Annotated in this window: 20 protein-coding genes; 17 read left to right on the top strand and 3 right to left on the bottom strand. The window is 55.4% G+C overall.

Annotated elements, in window-relative coordinates:
• Positions 1–2: 2 nt before the first annotated feature.
• Both rbsD and AABB92_RS19470 read right to left on the bottom strand, forming a co-directional pair.
• A complete protein-coding gene (rbsD, locus tag AABB92_RS19475; RefSeq protein ID WP_046289504.1) occupies positions 3–422 on the bottom strand; it encodes a D-ribose pyranase in 420 nt (139 codons plus the stop codon).
• Between the two features lie 182 nt (positions 423–604).
• On the bottom strand, positions 605–1,006 hold the full coding sequence (locus AABB92_RS19470; RefSeq protein ID WP_031376179.1) for a YgiW/YdeI family stress tolerance OB fold protein: 402 nt from the start codon (positions 1,004–1,006) through the stop codon (positions 605–607).
• A gap of 162 nt (positions 1,007–1,168) precedes the next feature.
• Here AABB92_RS19470 and qseB point away from each other — a divergent pair, with 162 nt between their 5' ends.
• Together qseB and qseC are read left to right on the top strand one after the other, a co-directional pair.
• Positions 1,169–1,840 carry a quorum sensing response regulator transcription factor QseB gene (gene qseB, locus AABB92_RS19465; RefSeq protein ID WP_031376178.1) on the top strand — a complete coding sequence of 224 codons (672 nt, stop codon included), beginning with the start codon at positions 1,169–1,171 and terminating at the stop codon, positions 1,838–1,840.
• Entirely contained in the window at positions 1,828–3,168 is a 1,341-nt protein-coding gene (gene qseC, locus AABB92_RS19460; RefSeq protein WP_031376177.1) for a quorum sensing histidine kinase QseC, read from the top strand. Before qseB ends, qseC begins: the two co-directional genes overlap by 13 nt.
• 33 nt (positions 3,169–3,201) lie before the next feature.
• On the opposite strand, the gene kup is transcribed toward qseC, so the two are convergent.
• On the bottom strand, positions 3,202–5,070 hold the full coding sequence (gene kup / locus AABB92_RS19455) for a low affinity potassium transporter Kup (RefSeq protein WP_046289503.1): 1,869 nt from the start codon (positions 5,068–5,070) through the stop codon (positions 3,202–3,204).
• A gap of 292 nt (positions 5,071–5,362) precedes the next feature.
• Between kup and ravA the strand changes: the two genes are divergently transcribed.
• From ravA to atpD, 15 genes are all read left to right on the top strand, one after another.
• Positions 5,363–6,859: an ATPase RavA gene (gene ravA, locus AABB92_RS19450; RefSeq protein WP_031376176.1), complete on the top strand. Its 1,497-nt coding sequence runs from the start codon at positions 5,363–5,365 to the stop codon at positions 6,857–6,859.
• Positions 6,856–8,316: an ATPase RavA stimulator ViaA gene (viaA, locus tag AABB92_RS19445; protein WP_031376175.1), complete on the top strand. Its 1,461-nt coding sequence runs from the start codon at positions 6,856–6,858 to the stop codon at positions 8,314–8,316. The genes ravA and viaA overlap by 4 nt, the downstream gene beginning before the upstream one ends.
• Before the next feature lie 73 nt (positions 8,317–8,389).
• Positions 8,390–10,528, top strand: a complete 2,139-nt coding sequence (gene ovoA, locus AABB92_RS19440) for a 5-histidylcysteine sulfoxide synthase (protein ID WP_046289502.1) — start codon at positions 8,390–8,392, stop codon at positions 10,526–10,528.
• A gap of 102 nt (positions 10,529–10,630) precedes the next feature.
• Positions 10,631–11,092 carry a transcriptional regulator AsnC gene (asnC, locus tag AABB92_RS19435; RefSeq protein ID WP_003849496.1) on the top strand — a complete coding sequence of 154 codons (462 nt, stop codon included), beginning with the start codon at positions 10,631–10,633 and terminating at the stop codon, positions 11,090–11,092.
• Positions 11,093–11,246: 154 nt separating this feature from the next.
• Positions 11,247–11,687, top strand: coding sequence for an FMN-binding protein MioC (mioC, locus tag AABB92_RS19430; RefSeq protein WP_031376174.1), 441 nt, complete (start codon positions 11,247–11,249; stop codon positions 11,685–11,687).
• 432 nt (positions 11,688–12,119) lie between these two features.
• The gene (mnmG, locus tag AABB92_RS19425) at positions 12,120–14,009 is read left to right on the top strand and encodes a tRNA uridine-5-carboxymethylaminomethyl(34) synthesis enzyme MnmG (protein ID WP_031376173.1); all 1,890 of its coding nucleotides are present in this window, start codon (positions 12,120–12,122) and stop codon (positions 14,007–14,009) included.
• 47 nt (positions 14,010–14,056) lie between these two features.
• Positions 14,057–14,674 carry a 16S rRNA (guanine(527)-N(7))-methyltransferase RsmG gene (gene rsmG / locus AABB92_RS19420; protein ID WP_031376172.1) on the top strand — a complete coding sequence of 206 codons (618 nt, stop codon included), beginning with the start codon at positions 14,057–14,059 and terminating at the stop codon, positions 14,672–14,674.
• Between the two features lie 713 nt (positions 14,675–15,387).
• Complete coding sequence (atpI, locus tag AABB92_RS19415) at positions 15,388–15,768, top strand: F0F1 ATP synthase subunit I (protein ID WP_031376171.1); 381 nt, start codon at positions 15,388–15,390, stop codon at positions 15,766–15,768.
• Positions 15,769–15,776: 8 nt separating this feature from the next.
• Complete coding sequence (gene atpB / locus AABB92_RS19410; RefSeq protein WP_031376170.1) at positions 15,777–16,595, top strand: F0F1 ATP synthase subunit A; 819 nt, start codon at positions 15,777–15,779, stop codon at positions 16,593–16,595.
• Positions 16,596–16,699: 104 nt separating this feature from the next.
• Positions 16,700–16,939 (top strand): F0F1 ATP synthase subunit C, encoded by a 240-nt coding sequence (gene atpE / locus AABB92_RS19405; RefSeq protein WP_003849523.1) that lies wholly within the window; start codon positions 16,700–16,702, stop codon positions 16,937–16,939.
• Between the two features lie 105 nt (positions 16,940–17,044).
• The gene (gene atpF / locus AABB92_RS19400) at positions 17,045–17,515 is read left to right on the top strand and encodes a F0F1 ATP synthase subunit B (protein WP_031376169.1); all 471 of its coding nucleotides are present in this window, start codon (positions 17,045–17,047) and stop codon (positions 17,513–17,515) included.
• A gap of 14 nt (positions 17,516–17,529) precedes the next feature.
• Complete coding sequence (gene atpH, locus AABB92_RS19395) at positions 17,530–18,063, top strand: F0F1 ATP synthase subunit delta (protein ID WP_031376168.1); 534 nt, start codon at positions 17,530–17,532, stop codon at positions 18,061–18,063.
• A gap of 14 nt (positions 18,064–18,077) precedes the next feature.
• Positions 18,078–19,619 (top strand): F0F1 ATP synthase subunit alpha, encoded by a 1,542-nt coding sequence (atpA, locus tag AABB92_RS19390; RefSeq protein ID WP_031376167.1) that lies wholly within the window; start codon positions 18,078–18,080, stop codon positions 19,617–19,619.
• Positions 19,620–19,671: 52 nt separating this feature from the next.
• Complete coding sequence (atpG, locus tag AABB92_RS19385) at positions 19,672–20,538, top strand: F0F1 ATP synthase subunit gamma (protein ID WP_031376166.1); 867 nt, start codon at positions 19,672–19,674, stop codon at positions 20,536–20,538.
• A gap of 30 nt (positions 20,539–20,568) precedes the next feature.
• Positions 20,569–21,966, top strand: coding sequence for a F0F1 ATP synthase subunit beta (gene atpD, locus AABB92_RS19380; protein WP_010258870.1), 1,398 nt, complete (start codon positions 20,569–20,571; stop codon positions 21,964–21,966).
• Positions 21,967–21,990 lie beyond the last annotated feature (24 nt).

Here is a 21,990-nt window from a genome sequence, read left to right as displayed (position 1 = left end):
CCTCAGAAGGTCACACCGGCGCTGAGGATGACATTCGCAAACGGAGAACACTCTCCGCTGCGAATGACCGCCTGACTGCGCTGCGTTTGTTGTTTGAATTGATCATGGCTGGTGTAGCGGATGGTGATGGTATTTCCCTGGTGCTGTTGCAAGGCTTCGAGCACGGCGAGCAGTGCGCTATGGAGCTGCGGATTGTGCTGCTTAATCTCCTCCGCGATCAGGGCGCTTTCTACCTGCATCTCAAGCGTGACGGCCTTTACCACCGCGATAAAATCGGGCGTACCCGGTATCAGGGCTAAATCGATGCGTTGCGGTCCTGCCGGGATCGGCAAACCGGCATCGGCAATCGTCAGCGTATCTGTGTGTCCCAGGCGGGCAATCACATGAGAGAGTTCAGCGTTTAACAAGCGACCTTTTTTCATTTTTCACTCCACAGCGAAACGTTTCGCTGACAGGAGTGTATGAAAAGCCGCCAGCAACTCAATCGGCGAAGCTGAAATTTGTGATCGCTATCGAAACGTTTCGCTTACGCGGCGGGAAATTTGAATTAAGGCGGGCAGCAGGGCAGAAAAAAGGACCGCTGATGCGGTCCCGTAGTGGACGATTAAGGCAGTTTCTTAACCTGTTTAACGTCCATTTCGATGCTGTTGAAATCTTTATCCAGCTCACCGGTCAGCTCAACGGTATCTTTTGGCGAGATAGTCTGGCCGTTCCAGTGCTTATGGTCGATTTCGACTTTCATCGTACCGGTCTGATCGCGGAACAGATAATCTTCATCGCCGATCTGTTTTTCCAGCTTACCGCGTACGGTAATCCAGCTGTCATCCTTCATCTCTTCCGCCTGCTTCACCGTCACCACACTGGTGTGGTCAGCGCTGAAACCACCCTGTCGGGTCTGAACCTGCGCCGCCGGGGCATTGGGGTCGACAAAGCCGCCTTGCTGAGCAGCAAAAACCGGGGCAGAAGCCAGCATAACGACAGCTAAAATTGCAGCGTGCTTTTTCATTTTGTCACCTCTTTTCCATGATGTGTTTCGTTTTGTTGAGCCTAGTTGACCATAAGGTTCTTAACAGCTTCTTAAGAAGCAAAAATAAGCCATTTTCGCCGAAATGCGCTGTACAAGCGGCAGTCTGCTTCGTATAAAGCGCTATCACCGCAGGGAGAAATGATGCGTATTTTACTGATAGAAGACGATCGCTTAATTGGCGACGGGATTAAAGCGGGACTGGGTAAGCTGGGATTTAGCGTCGACTGGTTTACCTCCGGCGAGGCCGGATTTCAGGCGTTAAACGCCGCGCCGTGGGATGCGGTGATCCTCGATCTGTCACTGCCCGAACGGGACGGACTGGATATCCTGCGACAGTGGCGTCAGCAAGGGCAGGATGTACCGGTGCTGATCCTGACGGCGCGTGATGCGCTCGATCAGCGAGTTGAAGGGCTGCAGATGGGCGCGGATGATTATCTCTGCAAACCGTTCGCTCTGACCGAAGTAGCTGCTCGCTTACAGGCGCTGATCCGTCGCCGGCATGGTCAGCTACAGCCAGAGCTGCGTCATGGCAACGTGGTCCTGAAGCCCGACAGCCACAGCGTTACCTGCGACGGCCAGGCGATTGAGCTGAAAAGTCGGGAACTGGCGCTGCTGGAGCTGTTTATGCGCAACCCTGGCCGGGTGCTAACCCGCAGCCAGCTGGAGGAAAAACTGTATAGCTGGGACGCCGACGTCTCCAGCAATGCGGTGGAAGTGCATATTCATCACCTGCGTAAGAAACTCGGCAGCCAGTTTATCCGCACTCTGCACGGCGTGGGTTATACCCTGGGAGCGACAGAATGCGATCGGTAAGTCTGTTTCTGCGGCTTGGCATCGGTTTTGTGCTGCTGCTGGGCATCTGCTGGGCCAGCGCCAGCCTCAGTGCATGGCATCAGACGCGTGACACCATTAATGAGCTGTTCGATACCCAACAGATGCTGCTGGCCAAGCGCCTGCTGACCCTCGATTACGCCTCGCTAGATACACCGTCCCTGCCAAAAACCCGACAGCTGCTGCGGCACCACCGTGGCGATCAGGATGATGACGCGCTGGCGTTTGCTGTCTTCACCCATGATGGCCGGCAGGTGCTCAACGATGGTGATAATGGCAGATACCTGCCGTTTGAAGCGGACTACCAGGGTTTTCATGATGGCCAGCTCACCAATGATGATGACCGCTGGCGTTTTGTCTGGCTGACCACACCAGACAAACAGTTTCGCGTGGTGGTCGGTCAGGAGAGGGAATATCGCGATGAGATGGCCGGAGATTTGATGCAGGCCAGCGTATTACCCTGGCTGATCGCGCTGCCTTTTATGCTGCTGCTGCTCATCAGCCTGGTCTGGTCGGAATTACGTCCGTTAAAGCAGCTGGCGAAGCAACTGGCTCAGCGTGCACCGGATGACGGCACCCCTTTGCAGGCCGAACGGGTGCCGAAAGAGGTGCAGCCGCTGATCCTCGCGCTGAACGGCCTGTTCAGTCGCATCAGCGCAATGATGCAACGTGAACGGCGTTTTACCTCTGATGCCGCGCATGAGCTGCGCAGCCCGCTGGCCGCATTGCAGGTACAAAGCGAAGTGATTCAGCTGGCCGTCGACGATGAAACGATGCGAACCCATGCGCTGAAACAGCTGGATAGCGGCATTGCGCGCGCTACCCGGCTGGTGGATCAGCTGCTTACCCTGTCGCGGGTGGAAGCGGATGATGCCCGCAGCGCCTTTGAACCGGTATCGTTAAAACAGACGCTGCAGGAGACGCTGGCGGCGCAACTGCCGCTGGCGGATAAAGCCAGCGTAACCTTACGTCTGCACGCAGAAGCCGAACCGGTGATACAGGGCCATCCGCTGTTGCTCTCGTTGCTGGTACGCAACCTGCTGGATAACGCGATTCGCTATACCCCTGCCGGCAGTGAAGTGGATGTGCGGCTCGCGGCCAACAGCCTGTCCGTCGAGGATAACGGAGAGGGCCTGAGCGATGCCGATCGGCAACGGTTAGGCGAGCGTTTCTGGCGACCGCCCGGTCAGGAGAAGAGTGGCAGCGGGCTGGGATTATCGATCGTGCGGAACATCGCTCAGCTGCACGCGATGCAGCTGGCGTTCAGCCAGCGCCCCGGCAGCGGATTGTGCGTCACGCTGCGCTGGTAATAAAAAACCCGCCGATAAGGCGGGTTTCACAGGTTAGATCTCGACCTGGGTGCCCAGCTCGATCACCCGGTTTGGTGGGATCTCAAACTGGTCAGGGGCGCGTAACGCATTGCGCTGTAGCGCCATGAACAGCTTGCCACGCAACCGCAGATACCACGGCCGTTTGCCGATAATCAGCGACTCATGCGACATAAAGAAAGAGGTTTCCATCATCCGGCAGTTCAGCCCTTCCAGCCCACAACGGTGGAAAATCTCCTCCACGTTCGGCGTTTCGCGCCAGCCATAGCTGGCCACCACGCGCCAGAACGTCGGCGAAAGCTGCTCAATCGTCACCCGCCGCACATTGTGCACGTAAGGCGCATCCTCAGTACGCAGCGTCAACAGCACTACCCGTTCGTGCAGCACTTTGTTGTGCTTGAGGTTATGCAGCATGGCAAAGGGGATCACGTTCAGTGCGCGCGACATATAGACCGCGGTGCCCGGCACCCGCACCGGCGGCGATTTCTCCAGTGACGCAATCATCGCCTCCAGTGAGTTGCCGTGCTCATGCATCCGGCGCAGCAGGCGGAAACGTTCACTTTTCCACGTCGTCATAATGATAAACATCACCAGGCCGAGGCAGAGCGGCAACCAGCCACCCGAGAAAATTTTGACCAGGTTGGCGGTAAACAGCGGCACGTCGATAAACAGCATCAGCAGCAGGATTACGCCAACCGCCAGCTTGTGCCAGTGCCAGTTTTTAATCGCCACGGTGCAGGAGAGAATTGAGGTCAGCACCATAGTACCGGTCACCGCAATGCCATAGGCCGCCGCCAGATTGCTGGAGTGTTCAAAGCTGATAATCACAATCAGCACCGCGAAATAGAGCACCCAGTTGATCATCGGGATATAGATCTGGCCCGATTCACGCTCCGAGGTATGAATGATCCGCATGCCGGGCAGATACCCGAGACGGACCGCCTGGCGCGTCAGCGAGAAGACGCCGGAGATTACCGCCTGCGAGGCGATTACCGTCGCCAGAGTCGCCAGAATCAGCATCGGGATCAGCGCCCAGTCCGGCGCCAGCAGGAAAAAGGGGTTCTTAATCGCTTTGGGATCGCTGAGCAGCAGCGCGCCCTGGCCAAAATAGTTGAGCACCAGTGACGGCAGCACCACGGAGAACCACGCCAGCCGGATCGGGATTTTACCGAAGTGGCCCATATCAGCATACAGCGCTTCTACGCCGGTAATCGCCAGTACGACGGCGCCCAGTGCAAAGAAGGAGATCGACTTATATTGCAGGAAGAAGTTAACCGCATAGGTGGGATTAAGCGCCTGCAGAACTTCAGGGTTCTTCATGATGCCGTTAACGCCGAGGATCGCCAGCACCAGGAACCACAGCAGCATTACCGGCGCAAACAGCTTGCCGACCATGCCGGTTCCGTGTTTCTGAATCGCGAACAGCAGCGTCAGCACCGCAATCGACAGCGGCACGATAAAGGGATCAAGCGACGGAGCGGCAATTTCCAGTCCTTCTATCGCCGACATCACTGAAATCGCTGGCGTGATCACCACTTCGCCATAGAAGAAGCTGCCGCCAATCAGGCCCATGATTACCAGCACCGCAGTGGCGCGGGCACCGGTATGACGGCCCGCCAGCGACATCAGGGTCAGAATTCCCCCTTCACCCGCGTTGTCGGCCCGCATGACGTAGCTGATGTATTTCAGTGAAACCACCAGCACCAGTAGCCAGAAAATCAGTGACAGAAAGCCAAATACCGCGCCGCGTTCCACGCCGAAGCCGAACTGGCCGGAGAGACATTCACGCAAGGTATACAGCGGACTGGTGCCGATATCCCCATAGACAACACCAATTGCGGCCAGCGTTAGCCCACCAAGTGACTGCTTATTATCCGAGCTCATAGAGTTATCTTTTGTTGGAGTCTAAGAGGCGCAAAAACCCCTCGCTCAAGCCATCAAAAAGCGCACAGTATGCACGTATTGCCGAAAATTCCTATACCCGGTTAACCTGACCACCGGCGGAATGCGGCGGTTTTTACCTCAGAAACCGCGGCTTATGGCCGCTTTCCCGTTAACCGAATCTTCTGAAACAAAAAAGCTGACAGCTATCAACGCTTTCACGCATCATTATCTATAGAGTAAGGCGCTTGCTTAAGCGCGGCGGCCCGACGATCGTAAGGACATTGATGTGATTATGGCTCAACCCCATCTTTTGGCAGAAAGAATTTCTCGCCTCAGCAACGCGTTAGAAAAAGGCCTGTATGAACGGCATCATGCTATTCGCCTTTGTCTGCTGGCCGCGCTCAGCGGTGAAAGCGTGTTCCTGCTCGGTCCGCCTGGCATTGCGAAGAGTCTGATTGCCCGCCGCCTCAAATATGCCTTTCAGCACGCCCGCGCCTTTGAATACCTGATGACCCGTTTCTCCACGCCTGAAGAGGTGTTTGGCCCGCTGTCGATCCAGGCGCTAAAAGATGAAGGTCGCTATCAGCGCCTGACCAAAGGCTATCTGCCCGACGCGGAGATTGTCTTTCTCGATGAGATCTGGAAAGCCGGTCCGGCCATTCTGAACACCTTGCTGACTGCGATTAACGAACGCCGCTTCCGCAACGGCGACAGCGAAGAAAAAATTCCGATGCGGCTGCTGGTCACCGCCTCCAACGAACTGCCGGAAGCCGACAGCGGTCTGGAAGCGCTGTATGACCGGATGCTGATCCGCTTATGGCTGGACAACGTGCATGAAAAGCAGAACTTCCGCAGCATGCTGACGCATCAGCAGGATGAAAATGCCAATCCGGTGGCCGAATCGCTGCGCATCAGCGATGAAGAGTATGCCCAGTGGCAGCTTGGCATCAGCCAGGTCAGTTTACCCGATGCGGTGTTTGAACTGATTTATCAACTGCGTCAGCAGCTGGAGAGCCAGCCAGCGGCCCCTTACATTTCTGACCGGCGCTGGAAAAAAGCCATTCACCTGCTGCAGGCCAGCGCCTTTTACAGCGGCCGCAACGCCATCGCGCCAATCGACCTGATCCTGCTGAAAGATTGCCTGTGGCACGATGTCGCCTCAATGCAGCTGCTGGAACGTGAAATTGACCTGTTAATGACCCAGCATGCCTGGCAACAGCAGCCGATGCTGCTCAGGCTGCAACAGATCAAAGCGCGCCGGATGGCCTTGCAGCAGCAACAGAGCATGGCGCAGGCGATCACGCTGGAGAAGCACAGCGGTATGTTCAGCCGCAAACCCTATTACGATTTGCCGGAAAATCTTACCGACGAGCAGCTGACGCTGATGCTGCAACATCCACTGACGCTGCACGATATGCAGGTCACGCATCTGGTGATCGCCCGCGACGCACTGCATCAGTGGCTGCAAAAAGGCGGCGAGATACGCGGCAAGCTCAACGGCATCGGCTTCGCGCAGACGCTGGATTTGCAGGTCGATGCGCAGCACTGCCTGGCGATACGTGACGTCAGCCTGCAATCCTCACGGCTGACACTGCCTGGCGCCAGCAATAGCGATCAGCTACCCGGTGAAATTATCGAGGCGCTGGATACGCTGGAAAGTGAGTTACGCAGCCAGCGTCACCTGTTCAGCCAGCATCAGCGCTGTCTGTTTATCAGCGATGACTGGCTGGCGCGGGTTGAGACCAGCCTGCAGGATGTGGCGGAACAGCTGAAACAGGCGCGTAAATGATCTCACTGGAGACGCTCAGCACGTTGCTCTCAATTGGCGAAACGGAACTGATTGAAGAGTTGATCATCGCTCTGCTGGCGTCGCCGCAACTGGCACTGTTTTTTGAAAAATTCCCCGGTCTGAAAAAAGCCCTGCTGCGCGATGTGCCGCGCTGGAAAGCGGAGATCAACGCTGAGCTGAAGGCCACCCCGGTACCTGCTGTGCTGGCGGAGGAGTTTCAGCTGTTCCAGCGGGTGCAGCTGCTCAGCGATCGTCAGTTCAGCCAGCAGCTCGATGACACGCTACAAACGCTGGAACGCCTGCCTTCACCGTTTATTGATGAAGCCCGCCGGCTACTGCAACACACCGACATCCATCATCTCAGCAGTGCGCAGCATACGCTGTTTTTACAGCGCTGGCGGCTCAGCCTGACGCTGCAAACCCTTACGCTGAATCAGCAGTTGCTGGAGCAGCAGCGCGAACGTCTGATGGCGGAACTGCTGCAGCGTATGGCGCTGAGTGGTCAGCTGGCACCGATGCTGAGCGACGATGACGAAGCGGCGGCAGGCCGGCTGTGGGACATGAGCAAAACTTCACTGCAGCCAGGCGACTACCAGCTGATGCTGCAGTACGGTGATTTTCTGGCGCAGCAGCCGGAACTGCTGAAGCTGGCACAACAGCTCGGCCGCAGCCGGGAAGCGAAATCGGTGCCGTCACAGGATGCGCCGATGGAGGCATTTCATCAGCTGGTTCACGAGCCAGCGGCGGTACCGGAAGAGGTCAGCGGCATTCATCAGAGCGATGATGTGCTGCGCCTGCTGCCACCGGAGCTGGCTGCGCTGAGCATCAGCGAGCTGGAGCTGGAATTTTACCGCCGGCTGGTAGAGAAACGCTTGCTGACCTACAAGCTGCAGGGCGACGCCTGGCATGAAAAAGTGACCCAGCGACCGGTCAGCCACCAGCATCATGAAGAGCAGCCGCGCGGACCGTTTATTGTCTGCGTCGATACCTCCGGTTCGATGGGCGGGTTCAACGAGCGCTGCGCCAAAGCGTTCTGCCTGGCACTGCTGAAGGTGGCGCTGGCCGATCGTCGTCGCTGCTACATTATGCTGTTCGCCCATGAGGTGATTGGCTATGAGCTGACCGGTGATGATGGACTTGAGCAGGCTATTCGCTTCCTCAGCCAGCGTTTTCGTGGCGGCACCGATCTTGCCGCCTGTCTCACGGCCGTGGTTAAGCGCATGGAAGGACCGGTCTGGCAGGAGGCGGACGCGGTGATCGTCTCCGATTTTATCGCCCAGCGACTGCCGGAAGAGGTGATCAGCGCCATCAAACAGCGCCAGCGACACAATCAGCAACGTTTTCACGCCGTGGCGATGTCGAGCCACGGCAAGCCCGGCATTATGCGCATCTTCGACCATATCTGGCGCTTCGATACCGGTATGAAAAGCCGCCTGCTGCGCCACTGGCGGCGTTAAGTCATCAGGCAGAAATGCTTCTTTGCTATAGTGAATCACTGCCATTTTTTCACACAGCAATCTGGAGCACCTTGTGACGACCGTCCAACCCCATCGCGATCTGCCTGCGCCGACGCGAACCTTACTGCTCTCCGGCCAGAATATTGAACAAAAACGTGCCGAACTGCTGACTTACTTCCTCCAGACCTGGGAGCAGTACGAAAGTCTGTTTACCTGCCTGACTGATTCGCAGGCCTGGTTTACCAAAGCCATTCCGCTGCGTCATCCGCTGATCTTCTATTTTGGTCATACCGCCACCTTCTACATTAATAAGCTGATGGCCGGACGCTACATTGAGGCGCGCCTCGACGATCGTATTGAAGCGATGATGGCGATTGGCGTCGATGAGATGAGCTGGGACGATCTCAACGACAGCCACTATGAGTGGCCCACTATCGACGCGGTACGTGACTATCGTGGTCGGGTCAAAGCAGTGGTCAGCGACCTGATCCAGACGATGCCGCTGAGCTTACCGATCCAGTGGGACAGCCCAGCCTGGGTGATCCTGATGGGGATCGAGCATGAGCGTATTCACCTGGAAACGTCCAGCGTGCTGATCCGGCAACTGCCGGTTGACTGGGTGACGCCGCAGCCGGCCTGGCCAGTCTGTCCGCTGGCGCGCCATCAGCGCCAGGATGTGCCGGCCAACAGTCTGCTGCCGATGCCGGGCGGTCGCGTTACGCTGGGCAAAACCGACGATACCTACGGCTGGGATAACGAATATGGCAGCCAGCAGATCACGCTGCAGCCGTTCAAAGCCAGCAAGATGCTGGTCAGTAACGCCGAGTTTTTTGAGTTTGTCAGCGCAGGCGGCTATCAGGACGCCCGCTGGTGGGATGATGAAGGCTGGGGCTGGTGCCAGTTTGCCCAGGCGGAGATGCCAACGTTCTGGGTCGGCACGCCAGCGATGCCCGATCAGCTTAAGCTGCGTCTGATGTGTGAAGAAGTGGCGATGCCGTGGGACTGGCCAGCGGAAGTGAACCAGCTGGAAGCGGCCGCCTTCTGTCGCTGGAAAGCCGACCAGAGCGGAATGGCTATCCAGCTGCCGTGCGAAGCGGAGTGGTATCAGCTGCGTGAACAGGTCACCGGCGATCAGCCGCAGTGGGAGCGGGCACCTGGCAATATCAATCTGGCATACTGGGCCTCTTCCAGCCCGGTCGATCAGTTCGCCCAGGGCGAGTTCTTCGATATAGTCGGTAACGTCTGGCAGTGGACCACCACGCCGACTAACGGCTTTGAAGGCTTCAAAGTCCATCCGCTGTACGACGACTTTTCCACCCCGACCTTTGATGGCAAGCATTCGCTGATTAAAGGCGGCAGCTGGATCTCGACCGGCAACGAAGCGCTCAAATCGGCGCGTTATGCGTTCCGCCGACATTTCTTCCAGCACGCCGGTTTCCGCTACGTGGTCTCCCGCCATCAGGAAAGCATGACGCTGAATCCGTACGAAACCGACGCCATGGTGTCGCAGTATCTCGATTTCCAGTATGGTCCGCGCTATTTCGGGGTCGATAATTACGCCGAAAGCCTGGTAAAACTGGCGCTGAATTACACCACGTCACACGCTGAAGCGCTGGATATTGGCTGCGCCACCGGACGCGCCAGCTTTGAGCTGGCCCGCCATTTTGAACGCGTTACCGGCATGGATTACTCGGCGCGCTTTATTGACGTGGCGCTGCAACTGACCAGCGGCGAAGATTTCCGCTATGTCGTGCCGCAGGAGGGCGATCTGGTGGAGTATCGCCAGGTGCGTCTGAAAGATTTCGGGCTGGATGGCGATCTGGCGCAGCGCATTCAGTTTGTGCAGGGCGACGCCTGTAACCTCAAACCGCAACCGGCCCGCTACGATCTGGTGCTGGCTTCCAATCTGATCGATCGCCTGCGCCAGCCCGCGCGCTTCCTGCAGGATGTCACGCCGATGCTACGTCCGGGCGGCATTCTGCTGCTCTCCTCGCCTTACACCTGGCTGGAAGCGTATACGCCTAAAGAGAACTGGCTGGGCGGCGTACGTGAAAATGGTGAGGCGCTGACGACGCTACAGGCGCTGCAACGGCTGCTGGCGGCCGACTTTGAACTGCTGGATACGCCGCAGGAGATGCCGTTTGTGATCCGTGAAACGGCGCGCAAGTTCCAGCACACGCTGGCGCAGGTTACCGTCTGGCGTAAACGCTAAGTTACCTGGCAGCGGCGCCCGTCGCTGCCGGTTGTTGCCTGAACCGCGCTTTTGCTGCACATTCTCCCTTGTTCAATTCAAAGCAGCCCAACGAGGATGGCCATGGCCGAACATCTGCAGCTTGATAATCTGGATCGCGGCATTCTGAATGCCCTGCTGGATAACGCGCGTACCGCTTACGCCGAACTGGCAAAACAGTTTAACGTCAGCCCCGGCACCATCCATGTGCGGGTAGAGAAGATGAAGCAGGCCGGCATTATACTGGGCACCCGCGTCGACATTGATCCGCGCCAGCTGGGATTTGATGTCTGCTGTTTTATCGGCATCATCCTGAAGAGTGCCCGCGATTATCCGGCGGCGCTGAGCAAGCTGGACGCGCTGGATGAAGTGGTGGAGGCCTGGTACACCACCGGCCACTACAGCATCTTTATTAAGGTGATGTGCCGCTCGATTGATGCCCTGCAACAGGTGCTGATCAACAAGATCCAGACCATTGATGAAATTCAATCAACAGAAACCCTGATCTCTCTGCAAAACCCGATCATGCGGACCATCAAACCCTGATCGCACTTCTCCTGTGCACAACCTTATCCCGGACGAATGCAGCGGCTGACAACGGCTGCGTTCACCTCTCCTGATCTATTAACCCTGTTTTCCACAGGTGGATCACCGCTTGATCACAGCGTACAATGCCCGCCTTAATGTCCAGGAGAGCAAGATGGCCGATATTACTTTAATCAGTGGCAGTACCTTGGGCAGCGCCGAGTATGTTGCTGAGCATCTGGAAGAAAAATTACAGGACGCAGGCTTCTCAACGCAGATGCTGCACGGCCCGGCGCTGGATGAGGTGCCGCAGGAAGGCATCTGGCTGGTGGTCTGCTCAACCCATGGCGCAGGTGAAATTCCCGACAATCTGCAACCGTGGTTCGAGGCTATCAGTGAAAGCCAGCCCGATCTCTCTCAGGTCCGGTTTGGTGCCGTCGGTCTCGGCAATCATGAATATGACCTGTTTTGCGGGGCGATTCGTCAGATCGAGACGCTGTTGATCGCCCAGGGCGCACAGCGGATCGGTGATCGACTGGAAATCGACGTACTGGAGCATGAGATCCCGGAAGATCCGGCTGAGGCCTGGGTCATGACGTGGAAAAACGCGATCTGAGACTGGTCGGGGATCGTGAAATAGTGACGATCCCCAGTGGAAGATGCTGATTTTGTCCTTTTGCAGACGTTTATTTTGTGGATAACTACCCTCTTTTACTGCGTATAACCGGTAGTTATCCAAAGAATAACCGTAGTATGCTTTTTGAGCTGTGTATAAGTCGCCATTTAGATCCCAGCTTATACGGATCAGGATCACCGATCATTAACAGCTAGTGATCCTGGGTAATCCCCTGTTTTGACGGGTGTTCTGGCACATATCCACAGAAACCGGCGATCCTAATAAGAGATCTAACAGAAAGATCATATACAGATCTAAGATCCTTTCTTTTAAAACCGGACGATCCCGCGGCTTTCACCCCAGACGGAATTTGAGTAGAATCCACGCCCCAGGACGACGATCCGGCACGTTTATCAACCGAGGTACCACTTCATGTTTTATCAGGATCCTTTTGACGTCATCGTAATTGGTGGTGGTCATGCGGGCACCGAAGCCGCAATGGCGGCAGCCCGAATGGGTCAGCAAACCCTGTTACTCACCCATAACATTGATACGCTTGGACAAATGTCCTGTAACCCGGCGATCGGTGGCATTGGCAAAGGACATCTGGTGAAGGAAGTGGACGCCATGGGGGGTCTGATGGCCCACGCAATCGATCAGGCCGGTATCCAGTTTAGGATACTAAACGCCAGCAAAGGCCCGGCAGTCAGGGCAACCCGTGCTCAGGCCGATCGCGTGCTCTATCGGCAGGCGATTCGCACCGCGCTGGAGAATCAGCCCAACCTGATGATCTTCCAGCAGGCGGTCGACGATCTGATTGTGGAAAACGATCGGGTAGTCGGTGCCGTTACCCAGATGGGGCTGAAATTCCGGGCGAAGACCGTGGTACTGACGGTCGGGACTTTCCTCGACGGTAAAATTCATATCGGACTGGATAACTACAGCGGCGGTCGCGCAGGCGATCCACCTTCCATTCCGCTAGCAAAACGTCTGCGTGCCCTGCCACTGCGGGTTAATCGCCTGAAAACCGGTACACCGCCGCGCATTGATGCGCGCAGCATCGACTTCAGCGTACTGGCGCCGCAGCATGGCGATAACCCGATGCCGGTGTTTTCGTTCATGGGCAATGCCGCTCAGCATCCGCAGCAGGTGCCGTGCTGGATCACCCATACCAACGAAAAAACCCATGAAGTGATCCGCAATAACCTCGATCGCAGCCCGATGTATGCCGGGATCATCGAAGGGATCGGCCCGCGTTACTGCCCGTCGATCGAAGACAAGGTGATGCGTTTTGCCGATCGTAACGCGCATCAGATCTTCCTTGAACCGGAAGGGCTGACCAGTAACGAAATTTACCCGAACGGCATCTCAACCAGCCTGCCGTTTGACGTACAGATCCAGATCGTGCGATCGATGCAGGGCATGGAAAATGCGAAGATCGTACGTCCGGGCTATGCCATCGAGTATGACTTTTTTGATCCACGCGATCTGAAACCGACGCTGGAGAGCAAATTCATTAACGGTCTGTTCTTTGCCGGACAGATCAACGGCACCACCGGCTACGAAGAAGCAGCCGCGCAGGGGATGCTGGCCGGCCTCAACGCCGCGCGTCAGTCTGCCGACAAAGAGGGCTGGGCACCGCGTCGCGATCAGGCTTACCTCGGCGTACTGGTTGACGACCTCTGCACCCTCGGTACCAAAGAGCCGTACCGCATGTTTACCTCCCGCGCCGAGTATCGTCTGATGCTGCGTGAGGATAATGCCGATCTGCGTCTGACCGAAACTGGCCGCGAGCTGGGCCTGGTCGATGATGCCCGCTGGGCGCGTTTCAACCAGAAGCTGGAAGCGATTGAGCAGGAGCGTCAGCGTCTGCGCGATATCTGGGTTCACCCTAAATCTGAGCGCGTTGCCGAGGTGAACACCGTCCTCAGCGCGCCGCTGACCAAAGAAGCCAGTGGTGAAGATTTGCTGCGTCGGCCGGAAATGACCTATCTCACCCTGATGACGCTGGATACCTTTGGCCCGGCGCTGGCCGATGAGCAAGCGGCAGAGCAGGTTGAGATTCAGGTCAAATATGAAGGATACATTGCGCGTCAGCAGGAAGAGATCGATCGTCAGCAGCGCAACGAGAATACCCTGTTGCCGGTGGATCTGGATTATCGCCAGGTCAACGGCCTGTCAAATGAGGTGATCGCGAAGCTGAATGACCACAAGCCAACCTCGATTGGCCAGGCGACGCGCATTTCCGGCATCACGCCGGCGGCTATCTCTATTCTGCTTATTTATCTGAAAAAACAGGGTCTGCTGCGCAAAAGCGCCTGACCTGAAACGGGGCGAGGCGACTCGCCCCCGCTGACTGGACTTACGCTGTGATCAACACACTCACCTCGCTGCTACAGGCAGCCAAGATTACCCTCTCCGATCAACAAAAACAGCAGCTGGTTGCCTATGTCGGCCTGCTGGACAAGTGGAATAAAGCCTACAACCTGACGTCAGTGCGCGATCCGCAGCAGATGCTGATTCGCCATATACTCGACAGCATTGTGGTGGCACCACACCTGATCGGTTCGCGCTTTATTGATGTCGGTACCGGACCGGGCCTGCCAGGCATTCCGCTGGCGATTGTGATGCCTGATGCGCACTTTACGCTGCTCGACAGCCTCGGTAAGCGGGTGCGTTTCCTGCGGCAGGTACAGCATGAGTTAGGACTTACTAACATTACGCCGGTGCAGAGCCGGGTTGAAGACTTCCCGGCAGAGCCACCGTTTGATGGCGTGATCAGCCGGGCATTCGCCTCACTGACTGACATGGTTAACTGGTGTCATCATCTGCCCGGGGCAGAAGGGCGCTTTTTTGCCCTTAAAGGTGTCCGTCCGGATGATGAAATCGCCAGCTTACCGGCCGGCTATCGCTGTGATGAGGTGATTAAGCTGCAGGTTCCTCAGCTGGAAGGCGACCGGCACCTTGTTATCCTCCGTCAGCAATAGGCCTGAAATAGATAAGGATTTAACCCGCTTCAGCGATTTGTCTTATCCCGCTGACTGGTGAAAAAAAGTGCATTTGATGCGTTAATAATAAAGGATTTTCATTAAGCCTCTGACGGCGGAAGGTTAAAAACGCCGACGGAAATTATCCGAAAAGCTCTGTTACATTTAACGTTTAATTCACATTTAGTTAGCACAAAGATCACTTGTATAGCGGACTAACGGAATAAAAATAGTCACGCCAGAAAATATATCAGGGTAATTACCTGGCGTGCGTAATATGAATTTCACGATTCTCATGCACAGTTCGATGTCAATAGCGTGTTTTCAGTAAAAATAGACTTTTTTGGCGGGTAATATATTTTCAACTTGCTGATTTTTATGGCTTTAGCGCGGATATGAACGGCATGTAATTAGCGTTCTGAGAAAAGTCCTGGCGGCGCGAATGCTTATTATGTGATCTAAAGCACGCTTTAAAAGCAACTCGCCAGCCAATTTTCAGCCGGGGAAAGGCGAATCCTTACCGGGGGATGTTTGGAAAAATAGCCCTCCGGAAAGAAATTTAAATAATTGTTCACCTTTTCGCTACTTACCGATTGAAATCGCAGGTGCGGCCCGTATAATTTGCACGGCTTTTGCTGCTTGACTCAAATGCGTAAAGGCAGTCTTATACGACACGCGACATACCCCGAATGGGGCAGGAGAGTATCAGCGTCATGTCAGTGTCTCTTTACAGTGTAAAATTCGCCCGGACAGTGCTGATGATTCAGCTGGTGACAATCGTCATCATCGGCGCACTCTTTGCCCTGAAAGATGTCACCTGGGGCGTCTCTGCTGTAGCTGGCGGAGCGGCAGCCTGGCTGCCGAACGTGTTGTTTTTGTTTTTAGCCTGGCGCCTGCAGGGGCAAACCCCGGCTTCGGGGCGAGTCGCGTGGAGCTTCGCTTTGGGTGAAATAGCCAAAGTGTTCGCGACCATCATTTTGCTCATTGTGGCGTTGGGTCTATTCGGGGCGGTTTTCTGGCCGGTCGGAATAACCTGGTTATCGGTGCTGGTGGTACAAATGCTGGCACCGGCGGTAATTAACAACAAAGGGTAAGAGGCATCATGGCTGCAGGAGAAATCTCTACTCCGCAAGAATACATAGGACACCATCTGAATAACCTTCAGCTGGACCTGCGTACTTTCGAGTTAGTGAATCCGCACGACGCTCCCGCGACGTTCTGGGTATTAAATATCGATTCCATGTTTTTCTCTCTGGTGCTGGGATTCATCTTCCTGGTGTTGTTCCGTAAAGTAGCTAAAACAGCTACCAGCGGTGTGCCAGGGAAATTACAAGCGGCTATCGAACTGGTTGTCGGCTTCGTTGATGACAACGTGCGCGACATGTATCACGGTAAGAGCAAACTTATCGCCCCGCTGGCGCTGACAATTTTTGTCTGGGTCTTCCTGATGAACTTCATGGATCTGCTGCCAATCGATCTGCTGCCGTATATCGGCGAGCATTGGTTGGGCCTGCCGGCGCTGCGCGTCGTGCCGTCTGCAGACGTGAACATCACGCTCTCTATGGCGTTGGGCGTCTTTATTTTGATTCTGTTCTACAGCATCAAAATGAAAGGCATTGGCGGCTTCACGAAAGAGCTGACGCTGCAGCCTTTTAACCACCCGATCTTCATCCCGATCAACCTGATTCTGGAAGGTGTGAGCCTGCTGTCTAAACCGGTTTCTCTCGGTTTACGACTGTTCGGCAACATGTATGCGGGTGAGCTGATCTTTATCCTTATTGCCGGTCTGTTGCCGTGGTGGTCGCAGTGGGTGCTGAATGTGCCGTGGGCCATTTTCCACATCCTGATCATTTCGCTACAGGCTTTCATTTTCATGGTCCTCACGATTGTCTATCTGTCGATGGCATCTGAAGAACATTGATTTTTTTCTCAACACTACTTTCCCTCTCTATTCCGGGTGTCGGCCATCAGGCCGCGGCCCGGAAGATGAAGGGAGCATTTAACTGAAACAAACTGGAGACTGTCATGGAAAACCTGAATATGGATCTGCTGTACATGGCTGCCGCTGTGATGATGGGCCTGGCGGCAATCGGTGCTGCGATCGGTATCGGCATCCTCGGAGGAAAATTCCTGGAAGGCGCTGCTCGTCAGCCTGACCTGATTCCTCTGCTGCGCACGCAGTTCTTTGTTGTAATGGGTCTGGTGGATGCAATCCCGATGATCGCTGTTGGTCTGGGTCTCTACGTGATGTTTGCTGTCGCCTAAAGCTCCTGTGTTCACTCAGCGCACAGTGTGCAAGGGTGAACGGATTCTGCCGCTTATCGTTGATAACGGCAGAAAAGTTAAATACTCAATTAGAGGCATTGTGCTGTGAACATTAATGCAACAATCCTCGGCCAGGCCATCGCGTTCATCCTGTTTGTCGCGTTCTGCATGAAGTACGTATGGCCGCCGATTATGGCTGCCATCGAAAAGCGCCAGAAAGAAATTGCTGAAGGCCTTGCTTCTGCTGAACGCGCGAAGAAAGATTTGGATCTCGCGCAGGCTAATGCGACCGACCAGCTGAAAAAAGCTAAAGAAGACGCTCAGGTCATTATCGAGCAAGCGAACAAGCGTCGCGCGCAGATTCTGGACGAAGCCAAAACCGAAGCTGATAACGAACGTGCTCGCATCGTGGCACAAGCGCAGGCTGAGATTGACGCCGAACGCAAACGTGCTCGTGAAGAACTGCGTAAGCAAGTCGCGTTGCTGGCTATGGCCGGTGCCGAGAAGATCATCGAACGTTCCGTGGATGAAGCTGCTAACAGCGACATCGTTGATAAACTGGTCGCTGAACTGTAAGGAGGGAGGGGCTGATGTCTGATCTGATTACTGTAGCTCGCCCCTACGCCAAAGCAGCTTTTGACTTTGCTGTTGAGCATCAAAGTATTGAACGCTGGCAACAGATGCTGGCGTTTGCCGCAGAAGTGGCTCGCAATGAACAGATGGCTGATCTTCTTTCAGGTGCGTTAGCACCCGAAGCGTTGGCAGCGTCGTTTAACGCAGTCTGTGGTGATCAACTGGATGAACCCGCGCAGAACCTGATTAAGGTGATGGCGGAAAACGGACGTTTGACAGCGCTTCCGGCAGTACTGGCCCAATTCATCGACCTGCGTGACGCTTATGAAGCCACCGCAGAAGTTGATGTTATCTCCGCCAGTACGCTGAGTGACGACCAGCTGAATAAAATCAGCGCCGCGATGGAAAAACGTCTGTCACGCAAAGTTAAGCTGAATTGCAAAATTGATAAGTCTGTGATGGCAGGCGTGATCATCCGTTCGGGTGATCTGGTTATTGATGGCAGCGTACGCGGCCGTCTTGACCGTCTGGCTGACGTCTTGCAGTCTTAAGGGGACTGGAGCATATGCAACTGAATTCCACCGAAATCAGCGAACTGATCAAGCAGCGCATTGCTCAGTTCAATGTCGTGAGTGAAGCTCACAACGAAGGTACGATTGTTTCTGTAAGTGACGGTATCATCCGCGTACACGGCCTGGCCGATGTGATGCAGGGTGAGATGATTGCCCTGCCGGGCAACCGTTACGCGATTGCCCTGAACCTCGAGCGTGACTCAGTAGGTGCAGTGGTAATGGGTCCTTACGCTGACCTCGCCGAAGGCATGAAGGTGAAGTGTACTGGCCGTATTCTGGAAGTACCGGTAGGCCGTGGTCTGCTGGGCCGTGTGGTGAACACCCTGGGTGCACCAATCGACGGTAAAGGCGCAATCGACAACGACGGTTTCTCACCGGTTGAAGTGATTGCACCAGGCGTTATCGACCGTCAGTCAGTCGACCAGCCGGTTCAGACCGGTTATAAGTCGGTCGATGCGATGATTCCAATCGGCCGTGGCCAGCGTGAGCTGATCATCGGTGACCGTCAGACCGGTAAAACCGCGATGGCGATCGATGCGATCATCAACCAGCGCAACTCGGGCATCAAGTGTGTCTACGTTGCGATTGGTCAGAAAGCCTCAACCATCTCTAACGTGGTTCGCAAGCTGGAAGAGCATGGCGCGCTGCAGAACACCATTGTTGTGGTGGCCTCTGCTTCTGAATCTGCTGCCCTGCAGTATCTCTCTCCGTACGCAGGCTGTGCGATGGGTGAATACTTCCGTGACCGCGGTGAAGATGCGCTGATCGTTTATGATGATCTCTCTAAGCAGGCAATTGCTTACCGTCAGATCTCTCTGCTGCTGCGCCGTCCACCAGGTCGTGAAGCATTCCCTGGTGACGTGTTCTATCTCCACTCCCGTCTGCTGGAACGTGCATCACGCGTAAGCGCTGATTATGTTGAGCGTTTCACTAACGGTGCCGTGACAGGTAAAACCGGTTCACTGACTGCACTGCCGATCATCGAAACCCAGGCGGGCGACGTTTCTGCGTTCGTTCCGACCAACGTAATCTCGATTACTGATGGTCAGATCTTCCTGGAATCGAACCTGTTCAACTCCGGTATTCGTCCGGCGGTTAACCCAGGTATTTCGGTATCGCGTGTTGGTGGTGCTGCACAGACCAAGATCATCAAGAAACTGTCCGGTGGTATCCGTACCGCGCTGGCACAGTATCGTGAACTGGCGGCGTTCTCGCAGTTCGCCTCTGATCTGGACGATGCAACCCGTAAACAGCTGAGCCACGGTCAGAAAGTCACCGAGCTGCTGAAGCAGAAACAGTATGCGCCGATGTCAGTCGCGCAGCAGGGTCTGGTTCTGTTCGCGGCCGAGCGTGGCTATCTGAACGACGTTGAGCTGGCAAAAATTGGCAGCTTCGAAGCTGCACTGCTGGCCTTCGCCGATCGCGATCACGCCGAGCTGATGGCTGAAATCAACCAGTCGGGTAACTACAACAACGATATCGAAGCCAAGCTGAAAGGCCTGATCGATACGTTTAAAGCAACCCAGTCCTGGTAATGTCTGGCGGCTTGTCTGAAAAGGCAGGCCGCAAGGCTTTGAGGAGAAGCTAATGGCCGGCGCAAAAGAGATACGAAGCAAGATCGGAAGCGTGAAAAACACGCAGAAGATCACCAAAGCGATGGAAATGGTCGCCGCCTCCAAGATGCGTAAAACGCAGGAACGCATGGCGGCCAGCCGTCCGTATGCAGACACCATGCGCAAAGTGATTGGTCACCTTGCGTTGGGTAATCTGGAATACAAGCACCCTTACCTGCAAGAGCGCGACGTTAAGCGCGTCGGCTACCTGGTCGTTTCAACTGACCGCGGGCTTTGTGGTGGTTTGAACATTAACCTGTTCAAGAAAGTACTGGCAGATATGAAGTCCTGGTCCGATAAAGGCGTGCAGAGCGATCTGTCGATTATCGGTTCTAAAGGGGCGTCATTCTTCAGTTCTGTTGGTGGCAACATCGTGGCGCAAGTCAGCGGCATGGGCGATAAACCTACCCTGTCTGACCTGATTGGCCCGGTAAAAGTGATGTTGCAGGCTTATGATGAAGGCCGCATCGACAAACTGATGATCGTCAGTAACAAGTTCAATAACACCATGTCTCAGACTCCGACCATTACCCAACTGCTGCCGTTACCGCCAGCGGAAGGTGAAGAAGAGATGAAGGCGAAGACCTGGGATTACCTGTACGAACCCGATCCGAAAGCGCTGCTGGATACCCTGCTGCGTCGTTACGTCGAATCGCAGGTTTATCAGGGTGTGGTGGAAAATCTGGCCAGTGAGCAGGCCGCACGTATGGTGGCGATGAAAGCCGCAACCGATAACGGCGGAAATCTGATCAAAGAGCTGCAGTTGGTGTACAACAAAGCTCGTCAGGCCAGCATCACCCAGGAACTTACCGAGATCGTCTCGGGGGCCTCCGCGGTTTAACCAGGTTTGGAATTAGGTAGAGGATTCAAGATGGCAACTGGAAAGATTGTCCAGATTATCGGCGCCGTTGTTGACGTCGAATTCCCTCAGGACGCGGTACCGCAAGTGTACAGTGCCCTCGAGGTTATGAATGGTGATGCGCGTCTGGTGCTGGAAGTTCAGCAGCAGCTGGGCGGCGGCGTGGTCCGTACCATTGCAATGGGTACGTCTGACGGCCTGAAGCGTGGTCTGAGCGTCAACGACCTGCAGAAACCGATTCAGGTTCCGGTCGGTAAAGCGACCCTGGGCCGTATCATGAACGTTCTCGGCGAGCCAATCGACATGAAAGGCGAGCTGAAAGAAGAAGATGGCAGCGCAGTAGAGATCGCCTCTATTCACCGCGCGGCACCTTCTTATGAAGATCAGTCTAACTCGCAGGAACTGCTGGAAACCGGCATCAAGGTTATCGACCTGATGTGTCCGTTCGCCAAGGGCGGTAAAGTGGGTCTGTTCGGTGGTGCGGGTGTAGGTAAAACCGTCAACATGATGGAACTGATCCGTAACATCGCGGCTGAACACTCAGGTTACTCAGTGTTTGCCGGTGTGGGTGAGCGTACTCGTGAGGGTAACGACTTCTACCACGAAATGACCGACTCCAACGTTATCGACAAAGTTGCCCTGGTGTATGGCCAGATGAACGAGCCGCCGGGTAACCGTCTGCGCGTGGCACTGACCGGTCTGACCATGGCGGAAAAATTCCGTGATGAAGGCCGCGACGTTCTGCTGTTCATCGATAACATCTACCGTTATACCCTGGCCGGTACCGAAGTTTCTGCACTGCTGGGTCGTATGCCATCTGCGGTAGGTTACCAGCCAACGCTGGCCGAAGAGATGGGTGTGTTGCAGGAGCGTATTACCTCCACCAAGACCGGTTCAATCACTTCCGTACAGGCCGTTTACGTCCCTGCGGATGACCTGACTGACCCGTCACCAGCAACCACCTTTGCGCACTTAGACTCAACGGTAACGCTGAGCCGTCAGATCGCCTCTCTGGGTATCTACCCGGCCGTTGACCCGCTGGATTCCACCAGCCGTCAGCTGGATCCACTGGTTGTGGGTCAGGAGCACTACGACGTAGCGCGTGGCGTTCAGTCACTGCTGCAGCGTTACCAGGAGCTGAAAGACATCATCGCCATCCTCGGTATGGACGAGCTGTCTGAAGAAGATAAACTGCTGGTGGCACGTGCGCGTAAGATTCAGCGTTTCCTGTCTCAGCCGTTCTTCGTTGCGGAAGTCTTCACCGGTTCTCCGGGCAAGTACGTTACGCTGAAAGACACTATCCGTGGCTTTAAAGGCATCATGGAAGGTGAGTTTGATCACCTGCCAGAGCAGGCCTTCTACATGGTTGGTGCCATCGAAGAAGCCGTGGAAAAAGCGAAGAAACTGTAATAACGGTTTCCCGGGAGGAATATT

This window comes from Pantoea brenneri (assembly GCF_038594305.1).
Lineage (GTDB): Bacteria > Pseudomonadota > Gammaproteobacteria > Enterobacterales > Enterobacteriaceae > Pantoea > Pantoea brenneri.
This window is presented reverse-complemented; position numbering and strand designations above follow the sequence as displayed.

What these genes read in the sequence shown, in the direction of transcription:
- asnC (WP_003849496.1), top strand. Translation starts at nt 10,631, where the DNA reads ATGGCCGAACATCTGCAGCTTGATAATCTGGATCGCGGCATTCTGAAT.
- atpG (WP_031376166.1), top strand. Translation starts at nt 19,672, where the DNA reads ATGGCCGGCGCAAAAGAGATACGAAGCAAGATCGGAAGCGTGAAAAAC.
- qseC (WP_031376177.1), top strand. Translation starts at nt 1,828, where the DNA reads ATGCGATCGGTAAGTCTGTTTCTGCGGCTTGGCATCGGTTTTGTGCTG.
- qseB (WP_031376178.1), top strand. Translation starts at nt 1,169, where the DNA reads ATGCGTATTTTACTGATAGAAGACGATCGCTTAATTGGCGACGGGATT.
- mioC (WP_031376174.1), top strand. Translation starts at nt 11,247, where the DNA reads ATGGCCGATATTACTTTAATCAGTGGCAGTACCTTGGGCAGCGCCGAG.
- atpD (WP_010258870.1), top strand. Translation starts at nt 20,569, where the DNA reads ATGGCAACTGGAAAGATTGTCCAGATTATCGGCGCCGTTGTTGACGTC.
- AABB92_RS19470 (WP_031376179.1), bottom strand. Translation starts at nt 1,006, where the DNA reads ATGAAAAAGCACGCTGCAATTTTAGCTGTCGTTATGCTGGCTTCTGCC.
- atpE (WP_003849523.1), top strand. Translation starts at nt 16,700, where the DNA reads ATGGAAAACCTGAATATGGATCTGCTGTACATGGCTGCCGCTGTGATG.
- atpH (WP_031376168.1), top strand. Translation starts at nt 17,530, where the DNA reads ATGTCTGATCTGATTACTGTAGCTCGCCCCTACGCCAAAGCAGCTTTT.
- atpI (WP_031376171.1), top strand. Translation starts at nt 15,388, where the DNA reads ATGTCAGTGTCTCTTTACAGTGTAAAATTCGCCCGGACAGTGCTGATG.
- atpA (WP_031376167.1), top strand. Translation starts at nt 18,078, where the DNA reads ATGCAACTGAATTCCACCGAAATCAGCGAACTGATCAAGCAGCGCATT.
- mnmG (WP_031376173.1), top strand. Translation starts at nt 12,120, where the DNA reads ATGTTTTATCAGGATCCTTTTGACGTCATCGTAATTGGTGGTGGTCAT.
- rbsD (WP_046289504.1), bottom strand. Translation starts at nt 422, where the DNA reads ATGAAAAAAGGTCGCTTGTTAAACGCTGAACTCTCTCATGTGATTGCC.
- atpB (WP_031376170.1), top strand. Translation starts at nt 15,777, where the DNA reads ATGGCTGCAGGAGAAATCTCTACTCCGCAAGAATACATAGGACACCAT.
- ravA (WP_031376176.1), top strand. Translation starts at nt 5,363, where the DNA reads ATGGCTCAACCCCATCTTTTGGCAGAAAGAATTTCTCGCCTCAGCAAC.
- kup (WP_046289503.1), bottom strand. Translation starts at nt 5,070, where the DNA reads ATGAGCTCGGATAATAAGCAGTCACTTGGTGGGCTAACGCTGGCCGCA.
- viaA (WP_031376175.1), top strand. Translation starts at nt 6,856, where the DNA reads ATGATCTCACTGGAGACGCTCAGCACGTTGCTCTCAATTGGCGAAACG.